The sequence below is a fragment of the Nocardia sp. NPDC057353 genome, assembly GCF_042667085.1.
Lineage (GTDB): Bacteria > Actinomycetota > Actinomycetes > Mycobacteriales > Mycobacteriaceae > Nocardia.
On the sequence record NZ_JBHVAK010000004.1, the window covers coordinates 108,703 to 121,915 of the forward strand.

The 13,213-nt window shown below is 73.8% G+C and carries 15 protein-coding genes; 8 read left to right on the plus strand and 7 right to left on the minus strand.

Annotated elements, in window-relative coordinates:
- Positions 1–173: 173 nt before the first annotated feature.
- A complete protein-coding gene (locus ACFUUZ_RS03475) occupies positions 174–815 on the minus strand; it encodes a TetR/AcrR family transcriptional regulator (protein ID WP_378692109.1) in 642 nt (213 codons plus the stop codon).
- Positions 816–1,005: 190 nt separating this feature from the next.
- On the opposite strand from ACFUUZ_RS03475, the gene ACFUUZ_RS03480 reads away from it, so the two are divergent.
- The 8 genes from ACFUUZ_RS03480 to ACFUUZ_RS03515 all read left to right on the plus strand — a co-directional run bounded on the left by ACFUUZ_RS03480 (position 1,006) and on the right by ACFUUZ_RS03515 (position 7,556).
- The gene (locus ACFUUZ_RS03480; RefSeq protein WP_378692111.1) at positions 1,006–1,836 is read left to right on the plus strand and encodes an ABC transporter permease; all 831 of its coding nucleotides are present in this window, start codon (positions 1,006–1,008) and stop codon (positions 1,834–1,836) included.
- A 37-nt stretch (positions 1,837–1,873) separates the two neighbouring features.
- Entirely contained in the window at positions 1,874–2,647 is a 774-nt protein-coding gene (locus ACFUUZ_RS03485; RefSeq protein ID WP_378692113.1) for an ABC-2 family transporter protein, read from the plus strand.
- On the plus strand, positions 2,648–3,622 hold the full coding sequence (locus ACFUUZ_RS03490) for an ATP-binding cassette domain-containing protein (RefSeq protein WP_378692115.1): 975 nt from the start codon (positions 2,648–2,650) through the stop codon (positions 3,620–3,622).
- Positions 3,623–3,725: 103 nt separating this feature from the next.
- Entirely contained in the window at positions 3,726–4,241 is a 516-nt protein-coding gene (locus ACFUUZ_RS03495; RefSeq protein WP_378692117.1) for an ANTAR domain-containing protein, read from the plus strand.
- 27 nt (positions 4,242–4,268) lie between these two features.
- Positions 4,269–4,787: a metallophosphoesterase family protein gene (locus ACFUUZ_RS03500; protein WP_378692119.1), complete on the plus strand. Its 519-nt coding sequence runs from the start codon at positions 4,269–4,271 to the stop codon at positions 4,785–4,787.
- A 9-nt stretch (positions 4,788–4,796) separates the two neighbouring features.
- On the plus strand, positions 4,797–4,934 hold the full coding sequence (locus ACFUUZ_RS03505) for a hypothetical protein (RefSeq protein ID WP_378692121.1): 138 nt from the start codon (positions 4,797–4,799) through the stop codon (positions 4,932–4,934).
- 112 nt (positions 4,935–5,046) lie between these two features.
- Positions 5,047–5,880: an ADP-ribosylglycohydrolase family protein gene (locus ACFUUZ_RS03510; RefSeq protein WP_378692123.1), complete on the plus strand. Its 834-nt coding sequence runs from the start codon at positions 5,047–5,049 to the stop codon at positions 5,878–5,880.
- A 137-nt stretch (positions 5,881–6,017) separates the two neighbouring features.
- Complete coding sequence (locus ACFUUZ_RS03515; RefSeq protein ID WP_378692125.1) at positions 6,018–7,556, plus strand: long-chain-fatty-acid--CoA ligase; 1,539 nt, start codon at positions 6,018–6,020, stop codon at positions 7,554–7,556.
- A 68-nt stretch (positions 7,557–7,624) separates the two neighbouring features.
- Here the strand turns inward: ACFUUZ_RS03515 and ACFUUZ_RS03520 are convergent, their stop codons facing one another.
- From ACFUUZ_RS03520 to ACFUUZ_RS03545, 6 genes are read right to left on the minus strand one after another with little or no spacing between them, the layout of a single operon-like run.
- Positions 7,625–8,896 carry a phosphotransferase gene (locus ACFUUZ_RS03520; RefSeq protein ID WP_378692127.1) on the minus strand — a complete coding sequence of 424 codons (1,272 nt, stop codon included), beginning with the start codon at positions 8,894–8,896 and terminating at the stop codon, positions 7,625–7,627.
- Positions 8,887–10,047, minus strand: coding sequence for an acyl-CoA dehydrogenase family protein (locus ACFUUZ_RS03525; protein WP_378692129.1), 1,161 nt, complete (start codon positions 10,045–10,047; stop codon positions 8,887–8,889). The genes ACFUUZ_RS03520 and ACFUUZ_RS03525 overlap by 10 nt, the downstream gene beginning before the upstream one ends.
- Complete coding sequence (locus ACFUUZ_RS03530; protein WP_378692131.1) at positions 10,044–10,418, minus strand: nuclear transport factor 2 family protein; 375 nt, start codon at positions 10,416–10,418, stop codon at positions 10,044–10,046. The genes ACFUUZ_RS03525 and ACFUUZ_RS03530 overlap by 4 nt, the downstream gene beginning before the upstream one ends.
- A 24-nt stretch (positions 10,419–10,442) precedes the next feature.
- The gene (locus ACFUUZ_RS03535) at positions 10,443–11,351 is read right to left on the minus strand and encodes a hydroxymethylglutaryl-CoA lyase (RefSeq protein WP_378692133.1); all 909 of its coding nucleotides are present in this window, start codon (positions 11,349–11,351) and stop codon (positions 10,443–10,445) included.
- Positions 11,348–12,571, minus strand: coding sequence for a CaiB/BaiF CoA transferase family protein (locus ACFUUZ_RS03540; protein ID WP_378692135.1), 1,224 nt, complete (start codon positions 12,569–12,571; stop codon positions 11,348–11,350). The genes ACFUUZ_RS03535 and ACFUUZ_RS03540 overlap by 4 nt, the downstream gene beginning before the upstream one ends.
- Complete coding sequence (locus ACFUUZ_RS03545) at positions 12,568–13,194, minus strand: TetR/AcrR family transcriptional regulator (protein ID WP_378692137.1); 627 nt, start codon at positions 13,192–13,194, stop codon at positions 12,568–12,570. Before ACFUUZ_RS03545 ends, ACFUUZ_RS03540 begins: the two co-directional genes overlap by 4 nt.
- Positions 13,195–13,213 lie beyond the last annotated feature (19 nt).

The following is a 13,213-nucleotide window of genomic DNA, read 5'->3' on the forward strand; positions in this document are numbered from 1 at the left end:
CTCCTCGTCCCGGACCGAATGTGGTGTGGAACACGGTAGGGCCCCCGCCGACTCACCTGCTACTCCGCTTTACAGATGACTGTGCGGGACTCCCCGGGCCCGGCCTGACCAGTCCGAACAGCGCCGTCGGTGGCCCGCCGCGCGGCCGCTGCGGCCAGAAACGTGAGAAGTGCTCACTTCTGTGCCGAGCGCGCGGGCGCCGCGCCCTCCGACTCCAGGAAGGCGCCGATCATGCGGCCGGTCATCTCGATCGCCTCGTGCCGCGCGGGGCCGTCCACCTCCAGCGCCGAGGTGCGCAGCGCCGCCGCGAAACCGGTGTTGATCAGCACGAAGGTCATCACGTCGTAGCGGTGGTCGTCGCCGGGGCCGAGCAGCTGGATGATCAGCACCTTCACCAGCAGCCGCAGCCGGGGCTCGAACTCCGGGATGCCGCTGCTGTAGAACTGCACGCCCGCCACCAGTGCGCGGACCAGCGCGGCGTTCTGGACGAGTTCGTCGGTGATGACGGTGAGGATGTCGACCCAGACGTCGGGAGCGTCCTTCCCGGAGAGGTCGAACATGCGCTGGGTGAAGCGCTGCTCCACCGACGCCAGCAGCCGCGACAGCAGCTCCTCGACCAGCACCGAGCGGTCGGCGAAGTAGCGGTAGACGGTGCCGATGCTGACCCCGGCCTCGGCCGCGATCCGGTTCGTCGAGGTGCCCGCGATGCCGCGCTCGCCGAAGAGCCGGGCGGCGGTGTCGAGGATGTGCTCCCTGGTCGCCTTGGCCCGGTCCTGGGTGGGGCGTCGCCGCTGCGCGGCCGCCTTCGTCGGCATCACCGTCTCCCGCCTGCCGGAACCCGAAAATGAGCGTCGCTCAGCTTAGGGGACCACCGAATCGGCCGACATGGGATCGCGGGCTGTTCGGCCGGTTCGGTCAGCGCGCGCCGCGGACGATTCGCTGTCCGAGTCCGGCACCGAGCGGGTAATGTGCTCGCTTCGTGTCCGGCTCGGGGAGGGGGGAGCGGTGCCTGCCGTCGCGCTGCTCCGGCGCTCCGCCGCCGCGGCCTACTGGCGGCTCGCGGTGGCCGGGTTCCGCAGGCAGTGGCAGTACAAGTTGGCGCTCTTCGCCGGGATGTTCACCAACAGCGTCTTCGGGCTGCTGCGCGGCGCGGTGCTGCTGGCGGCGGTCGGCTCGGCGGGCTCCTTCGGCGGCTACGACGCGGGCAGCATCGGCGCCTACGTGTGGATCTCGCAGGGGCTGCTCGGCGCGGTGCTCTTCACCGAGACCGGCGTCGAGCTGGGCGAGCGGGTGCGCAGCGGCGACATCGCGGTCGACTTCCTGCGCCCGGTCGACCTGCAGCTCGCCACGCTCGCAGGCGACCTGGGCCGTGGCGCCTGCACCCTGCTGCCGCGCGGGTTGCCGACCGTCGCGGTGGGCGCGCTGGTCTACGGCGGCCTGGAGCTGCCGGACACCCCGGTCACCTACCTGCTCGGGTTGGTGAGCGTGCTGCTCGGCATCGCCGTCTCGTCGCTGGCGCTGTTCGTCACCGCCCTTGTCGGCTTCTGGGTGGTGGAGACCCGCGGGCTGCGCACGCTGCACCAGGTGCTCGGCTCGTTCCTCGCCGGGCTCTTCGTCCCGGTGCACCTCTTCCCGGACTGGCTGCGCGCGATCGCCACCGCCACCCCCTTCCCCTCGGTGCTGCAGGCGCCGGTGGACGTGCTCTCCGGCCGGGTCTCCGGCACCGCGGCGCTCGGCGTCGTCGGGGTGCAGCTGTTCTGGGTCCTGGCCGTGGCGGCGCTCGGGCAGGCGCTGCTGGCGGCGGGCAGGCGCAAGCTGGAGGTGCAGGGTGGCTGAGGCGCCGGTGGGGCCGTGGACCAGACCCTATGCCGCCGTGCTCGCTTCGCGGCTGCGCGCGCAGCGCGCGTACCGGCTCTCCTTCGCGAGCGAGCTGTTCGGCTCGCTGGTGGTCGGGCTGGCCGAGTTCGCGGAGGTGTGGGTTGTCTTCCATACCGTCGGGGTGCTCGGCGGGCTGGACCTGGACGCCGCGCTGCTGCTCTTCGGGCTGAGCAACACCGGCTTCGCGCTGGCGCAGGTGCTCTTCGGGCACCTGGACACGCTGCCCACGCTGATCCGGCTCGGCAGGCTCGACATCTACCACCTGCGCCCGCAGCCGCTGCTGCTGCAGCTGATCACCGGCGACATCTCGCTGCGCCGCTTCGCCAGGGCCACCGTGGCGCTCACGGTGCTCGCGATCGGGTTGCTGCGCAACGACATCGACTGGTCCGCGGGCGCGGTCGCGCTGCTGCTGCTCGCCGTGGTCTCCGGGACCGCGCTCTTCGCCGGGCTCTTCGTCGCGGCGGCGGGCTGCCAGTTCTTCCTGATCGACGGCGCCGAGCTGACCAACAGCTTCACCTACGGCGGCTCCTACGCCGCGAGCCTGCCCGCCTCGGTCTTCCCGACCGGGCTGCGGCTGCTCTTCGGTTTCGCCATCCCGGTGGCCTTCACCGCCTACCTGCCCACGCTCGCGCTGCTCGGGCTGCCCGGCCCCGCGCTGCTGCCCTCCTGGCTGGCCTGGCTGACGCCGGTGGCCGCGCTCTGGGCCTGGCTGCTCGGGCTGGCGCTGTGGCGGGTGGGAACTCGGCACTACCAGGGAGGGGGCGGCTGAATGACCGACCCGATCATCGAGGTCACCGAGCTGACCAGGCAGTTCGTCCGGCGTGGACGGGGACGCGGCGCGCTGCGCAGGCGCGAGGTGGTGACCGCGGTGCACGCCATGAGCTTCTCGATCGAGCGCGGCGCCGCCGTCGGCTACATCGGCGCCAACGGCGCGGGCAAGTCGACCACCATCAAGATGCTCACCGGCATCCTGGTGCCGACCTCGGGCACGGTCCGCACCTGCGGGCTGGAGCCGGTGCGGCGCAGGCGCGAGCTGGCGAGCCGGATCGGGGTGGTGTTCGGGCAGCGCTCCCAGCTCTGGTGGGACCTGCCGCTGCGCGAATCCTTCGCGATCCTCGCGGCGGTGCACCGGCTCGACCCGGACGCCGCGCGCAAGCGCACGCACGCGCTGGTGGAGCAGCTGGAGATGACGGAGACGCTGGCCACACCGGTGCGGCAGCTCTCGCTGGGGGAGCGGATGCGCGCCGAGGTGGCCGCCGCGCTGCTGCACTCGCCGGAGCTGATCATCCTGGACGAGCCGACCATCGGCCTCGACGTGCTCTCCAAGCAGCGGCTGCGCGAGTTCCTGCGCGCCGAGCGGGCCGAGCGCGGCACCACGCTGCTGCTCACCACGCACGACATGGGCGATATCGAGCGGCTCTGCGACCGGGTGCTCGTGGTCGACCGCGGCAGCCTCGCCTACGACGGCTCGCTCGCCGGCCTGGCCGGGACCGTCGGCGCGCGCCGGGTGCTTGTGGTCGACCTCACCGCCCCCACCCCCGACCTCACCGACATCCCCGGCGCCACCCTGATCGGCAGCGAGGCGGGCGGAATGCGCCAGCGGCTCGCCTTCGACGCCGAGCGCAGCACCGCGGCGCAGCTGCTCACCGCGGTCTCCGCGCGCGCCGAGGTGCGCGACCTGACCATCGAGGAGCCGGAGATCGAGGACGTGGTGCGGCGGCTCTACCGCTCGGCGCGCGGATGACGCTGTGGTCGGCGACACCGCAACATGTCGGTGCCGGGACCGATAGTGAAAACGAGATGAGCAACAAACCTGAAGCGGCGGTGTGCCCGCAGGGGACCGCCGCGTGACCCGCCCCGACGCCCCCCGCGCCGCGCGCTTCGAGCACCGCTCCGGCGGCTGCCCGAACCCGGAGGCGGTGCACCCCGACGACCGGGCCGCGCTCACCACCGCCCTGCGCAGCGGCCGCCGGTTCTGCCTGCGGCTGCGGCTGGGGGGCCGCACGGTCGTGGTGGTGGGTGACGCCGTCCTGGACGCCGACGGGACCCCGCTCGGCGCCGACGGGTACACCGTCGACCTCACCGAGCTTCTCGCCGCCGAGCAGCGCGCCGCGGTCGACGAGGCACTGCCCGCCTACGCCCGCGGCCGCGGCGTGGTCGAGCAGGCGGCGGGGATGCTCATGACGGTCTACGGGATCGACGCGGAGCGGGCGGCCGGGATCCTGGAGTGGCGGGCCGCCGAGACCGGGGTCGCCGTCACCGAGCTGGCCCGCGGGCTCTGCGCCGCCGCGTCGGCCGGGTTCGAGGTCGGGATCCCGCTGCGCAGACACCTGGACAACCTGCTGCTCGGCACGGGGGCGTAGCCGGGCCCCGTTCGCTAGGGTTTCCCGATGCGCTTGCTCGCGATGGCCGACACGCACGTCCCGAAGCGGGCCCGCGGGCTGCCGCCGGTGCTCTGGCGGGCGGTCGAGGCCGCCGACGTGGTGGTGCACGCGGGCGACTGGGTCGATCCCGCGCTGCTGGACGAGCTGACGGCCCGCAGCGCCAGGCTGATCGCGGTGTACGGCAACAACGACGGCCCCGCGCTGCGCGCCCGGCTCCCCGAGGTCGCCCGCGCCGAGCTGGACGGGGTCCGCCTCGCCGTCGTGCACGAGACCGGCGCCGCCGCGGGCCGGGAGCGCCGCTGCGCCCGCGCCTTCCCCGACACCGACGTGCTGATCTTCGGGCACAGCCACATCCCGTGGGACAGCACCGCCGACACCGGCCTGCGGCTGCTCAACCCCGGCTCGCCCACCGACCGCAGGCGGCAGCCCGAGCACACCTACCTGACCGCCGAGATCCGTTCGCGCACAGTCTGCGATGTGACACTGCACGCGATACCGAGGAGTACGACCCGGAATCCGGGGTAGCACGCCGCGGTGACCACACCGGAGATCACCCCACTGGACGCCGATCCCACCGAGCAGCAGGCCCCGGAGAACCCCGAGGTCGACGTGCCCGCCTACTCCGTGCCGCCGAACGCGGACCCGGACGACCCGGAAGAGCGGCGGGACTGAATCCGCCACCCTGGTCCGGCTACGGCCTGACCGGATGCGCGGATGGCTGTTCGCGCTGCACGTGCCGGGGAATCCGATCGACGGACAACCGCCTGTCTGCCACCATGATCCGATGCTGATCGAGCTGGCGGTGGGGGATGCGTACGGCGCGGGGTTCGAGTACGCCCCACCGGAGTTCGTCGCCACGCACAACACGCTGCGCGGCTACGTGCAGCACCCGACCCACCTCGGGATCGGCCCCGGCCGGTACACCGACGACACCCAGATGACGCTGGCCGTTGCCGAGCTCATGGTCGCGGGCGACCCGTGGACCCCGGAGCACCTCGCCGACCGCTTCGTCACCGCTTTCCGGCGCGACCCGCGCGCGGGGTACGCGGGCCGCTTCCACGACTTCATGCTGACCGTCGAGGACGGCGCCGACTTCCTGCGCCGCATCCGCCCGGACAGCGACAAGAGCGGCGCCGCCATGCGCGCCGCTCCGATCGGCCTGCTCCCCACCGTCGCCGACGTGCTGCACCACGCCCGCGTGCAGGCCGCCGTCACGCACGACACCCCCGACGGCATCGCCGCCGCGCAGGCCGCCGCGCTCGCCGTGCACTACACCCACTACGACCTCGGCCCGCTGCCGCGGATCGGCGCCTGGATCGACGGCCACGTCCCCGACGGGTGGGCGCGGCCGTGGCACGGCAAGGTCGGCAGCAAGGGGCGGATGAGCGTGGCCGCCGCGCTCACCGCGCTGGCGGCCAGCACCTCCGCGAGCGAGCTGCTGCGCCGCTGCATCTCCTTCACCGGGGACGTGGACACCGTCGCGACCATCGCGCTGGCCGCCGCCGCCCGCTCGGCGCAGGTGGCCCCCGACCTGCCGCCGGTGCTGATCGAGACCCTGGAGAACGGCCGCTACGGCCGCGCGTACCTTGCCGAGCTCGACGCGAAGCTGCTCGGCTGAGCCCGGTCGGCCGCGCCGCGGTGTAGGAGCGCAGCCTCCGAAGCCGATATCGAAGTGTTGACACCCCGCTGTGTTCGGCGGCACACTCCGTTAGTTGACATGACTGTCACGTCAGAGTGGTCGGAGGAGCACGCGGCATGATCCTGAGCGACATCGTGGAGTACGGCGCGCGCAAGCACCCGGAGCGGATCGCGCTGCGCTTCGAGGACGAGGCGGTGACCTACGCCGAGCTGCGGGACCGCTGCCGCCGGTTGGCGAACGCGCTGCTCGGGGTGGCCGCGCCGGGGGACCGGGTGGCGATCCTGGCGGGCAACTGCCTGGAGTACTTCGACTGCTACTACGGCGTCCCGATGGCGGGCATGGCGCTCACCGTGCTCAACGTCCGGCTGCACCCGGACCAGGTGGCGCAGCTCGTCGAGCACGCCGAGGCGAGCGTGCTGGTGGTGACCGCCGAGCTGCTGCCCGCGCTGCGGCGGGCCGGGGAGCGGATGCCGTCGGTGCGCACCGTGGTCGTGATCGGCGGCGAGGCGGGGCCGGACCGGTTCGGCTGGGCCGAATTCACCGCCGCCGCCCCGGCCGCGGTGCCCGCCGTGCGCCCGGAGCCGGAGGACCCGGCCTGGCTGGTGTACACCAGCGGCACCACCGGCAAGCCCAAGGGCGCCGTGCTCACGCACCGCAACCTGCTCGCCGCCGTCACCTCCTCGGCGATGCGGTGGTCGGTGCGGGCGGACACGGTGTTCCTGTTCTGCTTCCCGCTCTGCCACGTCGGCGGGTACGTGACCGTCATCAACCACCTGGTCGGCAGCACCGTCGGCTTCCTGCGCGGCTACGACACCGCGACCTTCCTGCGGCTGGTGCAGCGGTGGCAGGTGACGCAGACTGGGCTGGCGCCGACGATGATCAACTTCCTGCTGCAGGATCCGGCGCTGGCCGAGCACGACCTGAGCTCGCTGCGGGCCGTCGGCTACGGCTCGTCCGCCATTCCGGCGCCGGTGCTGCGCGCCGGGCTCGACCGCCTCGGCTGCGACTTCTTCCAGGGCATGGGCATGACCGAGTTGGCCGGCAATGTGCTGCACTTCGACGAGGCCGAGCACCGCCGCGCGGCGAACGGCGAGCCCGGGTTGCTCGCGGCCGCGGGGAAACCGATGCCGCTCGCGGACATCCGGATCGTGGACCCGGAGCTGCACGAGGTGCCGGTGGGCGAGGTCGGGGAGCTGGTGGTGCGCGGCGACCAGGTCATGGCCGGGTACTGGCGTGACCCGGAGGCCACCGCGGCCGCCTTCACCGACGGCTGGTTCCACACCGGTGACCTGGTGCGCCGGGACGCGGAGGGGTTCGTCTACGTCGTGGACCGGATGAAGGACCTGATCATCAGCGGCGGGGAGAACGTGGCCTCGCTGAGCGTCGAGGAGGTGCTGTACCGGCACCCCGCCGTCGCGGAGGCGGCGGCCATCGGGATTCCCGACGACACCTGGGGTGAGCTGGTCTGCGCCGTCGTCGTGCTGCGCGCGGGTGCCTCGGCGGCCCGCGCCGAGATCGTGGCGCACTGCCGCGAGCACCTGGGCGGGTTCCAGGTGCCGCGGCGGGTGGAGTTCGTCGACGCGCTGCCGCGCAACGTTACCGGGAAAGTGTTGAAACGCGATCTGCGCGAGTGGTTCTCGCCCGCGCAGGGGTAGGGACGTGTGCGCGGCGGCCGCGGATAGGAGGTCCGGCGGCGCCCACCTTCCCGGCTGTCGGGAGCGGGCTACTCGCCCGCGTGGCGCGGGTTGACGACGCGGACGCGGGCGAGGACGGCGGCTGACATCGCATGTCGTACGGCGTCGTCGCGGTAGCGCGCGGCGCCGGTGCGCAGCCGCTCGGCCAGCTCGGCCTCCGGCACCGCGACGCCGTCGCCCGCGGCGAGCTCGCGGCCCGCGGTGCGCAGCAGCGAGACGCAGATGCGCAGCAGGTAGCGCTCGCGGTCGGTGGCCACGGTGAGGTCGTCGGCGAGCGTGCCCGCCACCAGGTCGAGGAGTTCGGGGAGCGTGGGTCTGCCGTGCAGCGGTGCCGCGTACGGCACCGGGTCGGGGGCGGGGACGTCGACGAGCAGGCCGAGGACGGCGAGCAGGTCGTACTCCGATTCGCAGACCCGGCGGCCGATGGCGGCCAGCTCGAGCGCGGGTTCGGCGCCGCTGAAGTGCCGCTCCGCCTGGAAGCGGCTCAGTACCAGCCAGCGCAGCGTGCCGTACGCCTCCCACCAGTGCAGCTCGGCCGGGTCGGGGCGGAAGCCGGTCACCGCGGCGTAGCCGTCGAGCAGCTGCTCGCGGGTGCCGACGCCCGCGACCGGCGGCTGCGCGCCGAAGCGCCAGGCGCGGACGCAGAGCCAGCCCAGGTCCTCGATGGGGTTGCCGAGGTGGGCGAGTTCCCAGTCCAGGACGGCGCGCACGCCGGTGCCGTCCACGAGCAGGTTGCCGAGCCGGAAGTCGCCGTGCACCAGGGCCCGCGGCCGATCGGCCGGGCGGTGCTCGCGCAGCCAGTGCAGCGCTGCCTCCACCGCGGGGCGGGGGTCGCGGAGGTCGCGGTAGACGGCTTCGATGGCGTCCAGCGGGTCGGTGTCGTCGAGCATGCCGAGCGTCTCGACCGGCGTGCCGTGTATCGCGCCGAGCACCCGGCCCAGCTCGCAGGCCAGCTGCGGACGCACGGCGTCGAACCCGGGGTCCCGCAGCAGTTTCCGCGGCAGCGCCTCACCGGCGACGTGCTCGGTGAGGATGAACGGCGCCTCGATGCCGGGCGCGGTGTCCCCGGCGGCGAGCACCGCGGGCACCGGCACCCCGGCCGCGGCGGCCGCGCGCAGGCAGGCCACCTCCGCGCGCATCCGCGCGGCATCGCCGTGCCCCGGCGGGTCGCGGCGCAGCACCGCGGGCCGTTCGCCGGGGAACGCCCAGGTCTCCCGGCTGGCGCCACCGGTCAACTGTCGCGGCTCGCCCACCGGCACCCCGAGCAGCGCCGCGACCCCCGCCCGCAGGGTCAGCGCCACGGCGCCGCCTCGGGCGAGCGCAGCAGGCGCCGTGCGGTGGACATGCGGTGCACCTCGTCCGGGCCGTCGTAGACCCGGGCGTAGCGCGCCTGCCGGTACATCCGCTCCAGCGGGGTGTCGGCGGTGAGGCCGAGCGCGCCGTGTACCTGGATGGCCCGGTCCACCACGTCGTGCAGCATGCGCGCGCCCCAGAACTTGATCAGCCCGATCCGCACCCTGGCGTCCTCGCCCGCGTCCATGGCGCGCGCCGCGTCCAGCGTCATGAGCCTGGCCGCCTGGATCTGCGCCGCCGACTCCGCGACGTACCGGTGCACCTCGCCCTTCTCGGCGAGCAGCGAGCCGTGCGCGTAGCGCGAGTTGGCGCGTTCGCAGAGCAGCTCGTAGGCGCGCTGCGCCTGGCCGAGCCAGCGCATGCAGTGGAAGATGCGGCCGGGCCCGAGCCGGTCCTGGGCGACGGCGAAGCCGCGGCCGCGGGCGCCGAGCAGGTTCGCGGCGGGCACCCGGACATCGGTGAGCCGCACCTCGTAGTGGTCGCTGGGGTCGTGGCCCATGGTCGGGATGGCGCGCAGGATCTCGAAGCCGGGGGTCCCGGCGGGGACCAGGATGGCGCTGATCCGGCCGTGCGGCGGCGTCTCGTCCGGCTCGGTGCGGGCGAAGACGGTGCAGTACCCGGCCTCGGCCGCGCCGGTGGTGAACCACTTGTGCCCGTTGATCACCCAGGTGTCGCCGTCGAGTTCGGCGCGGGTCTCGATCAGGGTCGGGTCGGAGCCCGCCACCCCGGGTTCGGTGAGCGCCACCGAGGGCAGCACCTCGCCCGCGACCATGGGCGGGATCCAGCGCGCCCGCTGCTCGTCGGTGCCGTGCAGGTGCAGCATGAGGGTGTCCTGCATGGAGACCGAGCCGACGGCGAGCTGGCCGAACTCGGAGCGGCCGATGATCTCGTTCAGGTACACGAACTCCAGGAACGGCACCCCGCCGCCGCCCACCTCGGCCGGGTGCCCGAGCGCCCACAGCCCGCGCGCCTTCGCGTCGGCGCGCAGCTCCGCCAGCGCTGCCTCGGCGGGCTCGCCGCCCGCGATCAGCACCGGCTCGGCCGGGATCACCGCGCCGTCGACGAACTCCCGCATGCGGGAGCGCAGCTCGGCGCTCATCGCTGCCGCGCGGTGCGCAGCGGCGCGGCGGCGGCGGAGTCGAGGTACTCGTCGATCCTGGTGATCCGGCCGTCCGCGACCCGGACGAACAGGCTCGCCGCCACCTGCACCGGCCCGTGCCCGGGCAGGGTGGCGCGCAGCACGTGCTGCTGGGCGAAGCCGTCGGCCAGCGGATGCCGCCGGATCTCCTCGTAGCGCATGTCGTCCAGGTTCTGGCCCAGCCAGCGCAGGATGCGCAGGTTCTCCTCGACGGTCTGCTCCCGCCCGTCGTCGTTGTGCCAGATCCGCGCGTCCGGCGCGTACAGCTCGGTGAGGGTGGCGGTATCGCCCGCGCACACGGCCGCGAAGAAGCGGTCGGCCAGGTCGTTCATGGGGTGACTCCGTTCCGGGGTGGATCAGGGGCGACCGGCGGGCACCAGCGGGCCGCCCGCGGCGAGCAGGGCGCTGCCGACCGGCTTGCCGAGCAGCCGCCCGGCCAGCCGGGCGGCGTCGAGCACCGCGGCGATGTCGATGCCGGTGGCAATGCCGCCGTCCTCGAAGAGGTAGGCCAGCTCCTCGGTGGCGATATTGCCGCTGGCGCCGGGGGCGAAGGGGCAGCCGCCGAGCCCGCCCACCGAGGCGTCGAAGCGGCGGACGCCGAGCGTGTAGGCGGCCCAGGCATTGGCGAGCCCCTGGCCGCGGGTGTCGTGCAGGTGGATGCCGAGCGCGAGTTCGGGGACCGCGGTGCGGACCCGGGTGAGGACGTCGGTGGTGCGCACCGGGGTCGCGGTGCCGACGGTGTCCGCGACGGCGAGCGAGTCGGCGCCGGAATCGGCGGCGCGCCTCGCGATCTCGGCGACGCGGGCGGGCGGGGTGCGGCCGTCGAACGGGCAGTCGAAGGCGATCGCCACGATCACCTCGAGGCTGCCGCCCGCCGCGTGCACGCGCTCGGCGATCGGCGCGATCAGCGCGATCGAATCTTCCACGCTGCGGCCGACATTCGCCCGGCTGTGGCCATCCGAGGCGGAGACCACGTACTCCAGGTCGGTGACGCCCGCGGCCAGGGCGCGGCACACCCCGCCCATCCCGGCCACCAGCGCGGAGAACGCGACCTCGGGCCAGTTGCCGAGCTCCGCGGCCACCGCCTCGGCATCGGCGAGCGCGGGGATCGCCCGCGGCGAGACGAACGAGGTGGCCTCGATCCGGCGTACCCCGGTCGCGGCCAGCGCCGCCATCAGCTCCAGCTTGGCCGCGGTGGGGATGGGCTCCTCGATCTGCAGCCCGTCGCGCGGGCCGACCTCGCGGATCTCGACCTCGGGTGTCATGCGATCGTCCCCTGTTCGCGCAGCGCGGCCAGCCGGTCCGGGTCGTAGCCGAGTACCTCGGTGAGCACCTCGTCGGTGTGCGTGCCCGGCCTGCTCGGCCCGCCCCAGCGCACCCCGCCCGCGGTCTCGCTGAGCCGCGGGATCACCCCGACGCCCTTGACCGGCTCCGGGTCGTGGTCGGGGTCGCCGGGGCGGGTGGACGGGTCGACGTGGTCGACGAAGAGCCCGCGCGCGGTGAACTGCGGATCCACCATGACCTCGGCGACGGTGTTGACCGGCCCGGTCACCACCTGGTGCTCGGTGAGCAGCGCGATCAGCTCGGTGGCCGGGAACTTCCCGGCCCATGCGGCGATCAGCTCGTCGAGCTCGTCCTGGTTGGCGCCGCGCGCGGTGTGCGTGGCGTAGCGCGGGTCGGCGGCCAGCTCGGGGCGGCCCATGGCGCCCGCCAGCCGGGCGAAGAGCGTGTCCTGGTTGGCGGCGATGATCACCCAGAGCCCGTCCGCGCTGCGGTAGAGGTTGGAGGGGGCGACCCGGTCCAGCCGGGTGCCGGACGGCTGCCGCACGTGGCCGGTCTTGTGGTAGTCCGGCACCGTCGACTCCTGGATGGCCAGCGCCGCCTCGGTGAGCGCGGCGTCCACGACCTGCCCGCGCCCGGTGCGGGTGCGGGCGAAGAGCGCGGCCAGTACGCCCTGGAAGGCGAACATCCCGGCCAGCGTGTCGCCGAGCGAGAGCGCGAGCCGCGGCGGCGCCTGCCCGGGGAAGCCGTTCAGGTAGCGCAGCCCGCTGATGCCCTCGGCCACCGAGGCGTAGCCGGGCCTGGCGGCGTACGGCCCGGTCTGGCCGTACCCGGAGACGCGGGCCAGCACCAGGCCGGGGGAGAGCGCGCTGAGCACGTCCCAGCCCAGCTCCCAGCGCTCCAGCGTGCCGGGGCGGAAGCTCTCCACCACCACGTCGGCGGTCGCGACCAGCTCGAGGAAGACCGCGCGCCCGGCCGGGGTGCGCAGATCGAGGCTGACGCAGCGCTTGTTGCGGGCGTGCACCGACCAGAAGTACTGGTGCCCGCCCGCGGCCTGCCCCCAGTCGCGCAGCGGGTCGGGGCGGTCCGGCGCCTCGATCTTGACCACGTCGGCTCCCATGTCGCCGAGCAGCCTGCCGCAGTACGGCCCGGCGATCAGCGTGCCCAGCTCGAGCACCCGGATGCCGTCCAGCGCGCCGGTCACTTCCCGGCCCCCGGGGTGAGACCGAGCGCGCCGAGGCACATCTGGTCGAGCGTGTCGAGCAGCGCGGCCTCGTCGGCGGCGTCGCCCTGGATGAGCCAGAGGTAGAGGGTGTGGTCCAGCATGGCGGCCATGGCCCGCGCCGCCAGCACCGGATCCAGCCCCGGCGCGGCCTTCCCCTCCTGCTGCCAGCGGGTGATGGCGCGCGAGGTGCGGTCGACCAGCTGCCTGCGGTGCTCCTGCCGCAGCTCGCGGAAGCCCTCGTTGAAGGTGGCGACCTGCTCGACGATCGCCATCATCTTCGCGTTGGCCCGATACGCCCGGTAATACGCGCGGTTCGAGCTGATCAGCCGCTCGGCGGGGGAGAGCTCGGGGTCCGGCGGCAGCCTGCGGTGCACGTCCTCGAAGAGCTGGGTGCTGAGTTCCATGAAAACGTGTTCCTTGGACTCGAAGTAGCGGTAGAACGTGCCGTAGGAGACATCGGCCTCCTGCGCGATCAGCTCCACCCGGCACTCCAGGAAGCCGACCGTCTCGAACACGGTGCGGGCGGCGGCGAGCAGCGCTTCCCGGGTCCGGCGGCCGCGCGGGGTGAGCGTCTCGGCGGTATTGACAGACGTCTTGGACACACCCACACTCTCCCTATAG

Excerpts from the sequence above, each read along its gene's own strand:
- ACFUUZ_RS03475 (WP_378692109.1), bottom strand. The coding sequence starts at position 815 with ATGCCGACGAAGGCGGCCGCGCAGCGGCGACGCCCCACCCAGGACCGG.
- ACFUUZ_RS03510 (WP_378692123.1), top strand. The coding sequence starts at position 5,047 with ATGCTGATCGAGCTGGCGGTGGGGGATGCGTACGGCGCGGGGTTCGAG.
- ACFUUZ_RS03530 (WP_378692131.1), bottom strand. The coding sequence starts at position 10,418 with ATGAACGACCTGGCCGACCGCTTCTTCGCGGCCGTGTGCGCGGGCGAT.
- ACFUUZ_RS03490 (WP_378692115.1), top strand. The coding sequence starts at position 2,648 with ATGACCGACCCGATCATCGAGGTCACCGAGCTGACCAGGCAGTTCGTC.
- ACFUUZ_RS03525 (WP_378692129.1), bottom strand. The coding sequence starts at position 10,047 with ATGAGCGCCGAGCTGCGCTCCCGCATGCGGGAGTTCGTCGACGGCGCG.
- ACFUUZ_RS03500 (WP_378692119.1), top strand. The coding sequence starts at position 4,269 with ATGCGCTTGCTCGCGATGGCCGACACGCACGTCCCGAAGCGGGCCCGC.
- ACFUUZ_RS03535 (WP_378692133.1), bottom strand. The coding sequence starts at position 11,351 with ATGACACCCGAGGTCGAGATCCGCGAGGTCGGCCCGCGCGACGGGCTG.
- ACFUUZ_RS03515 (WP_378692125.1), top strand. The coding sequence starts at position 6,018 with ATGATCCTGAGCGACATCGTGGAGTACGGCGCGCGCAAGCACCCGGAG.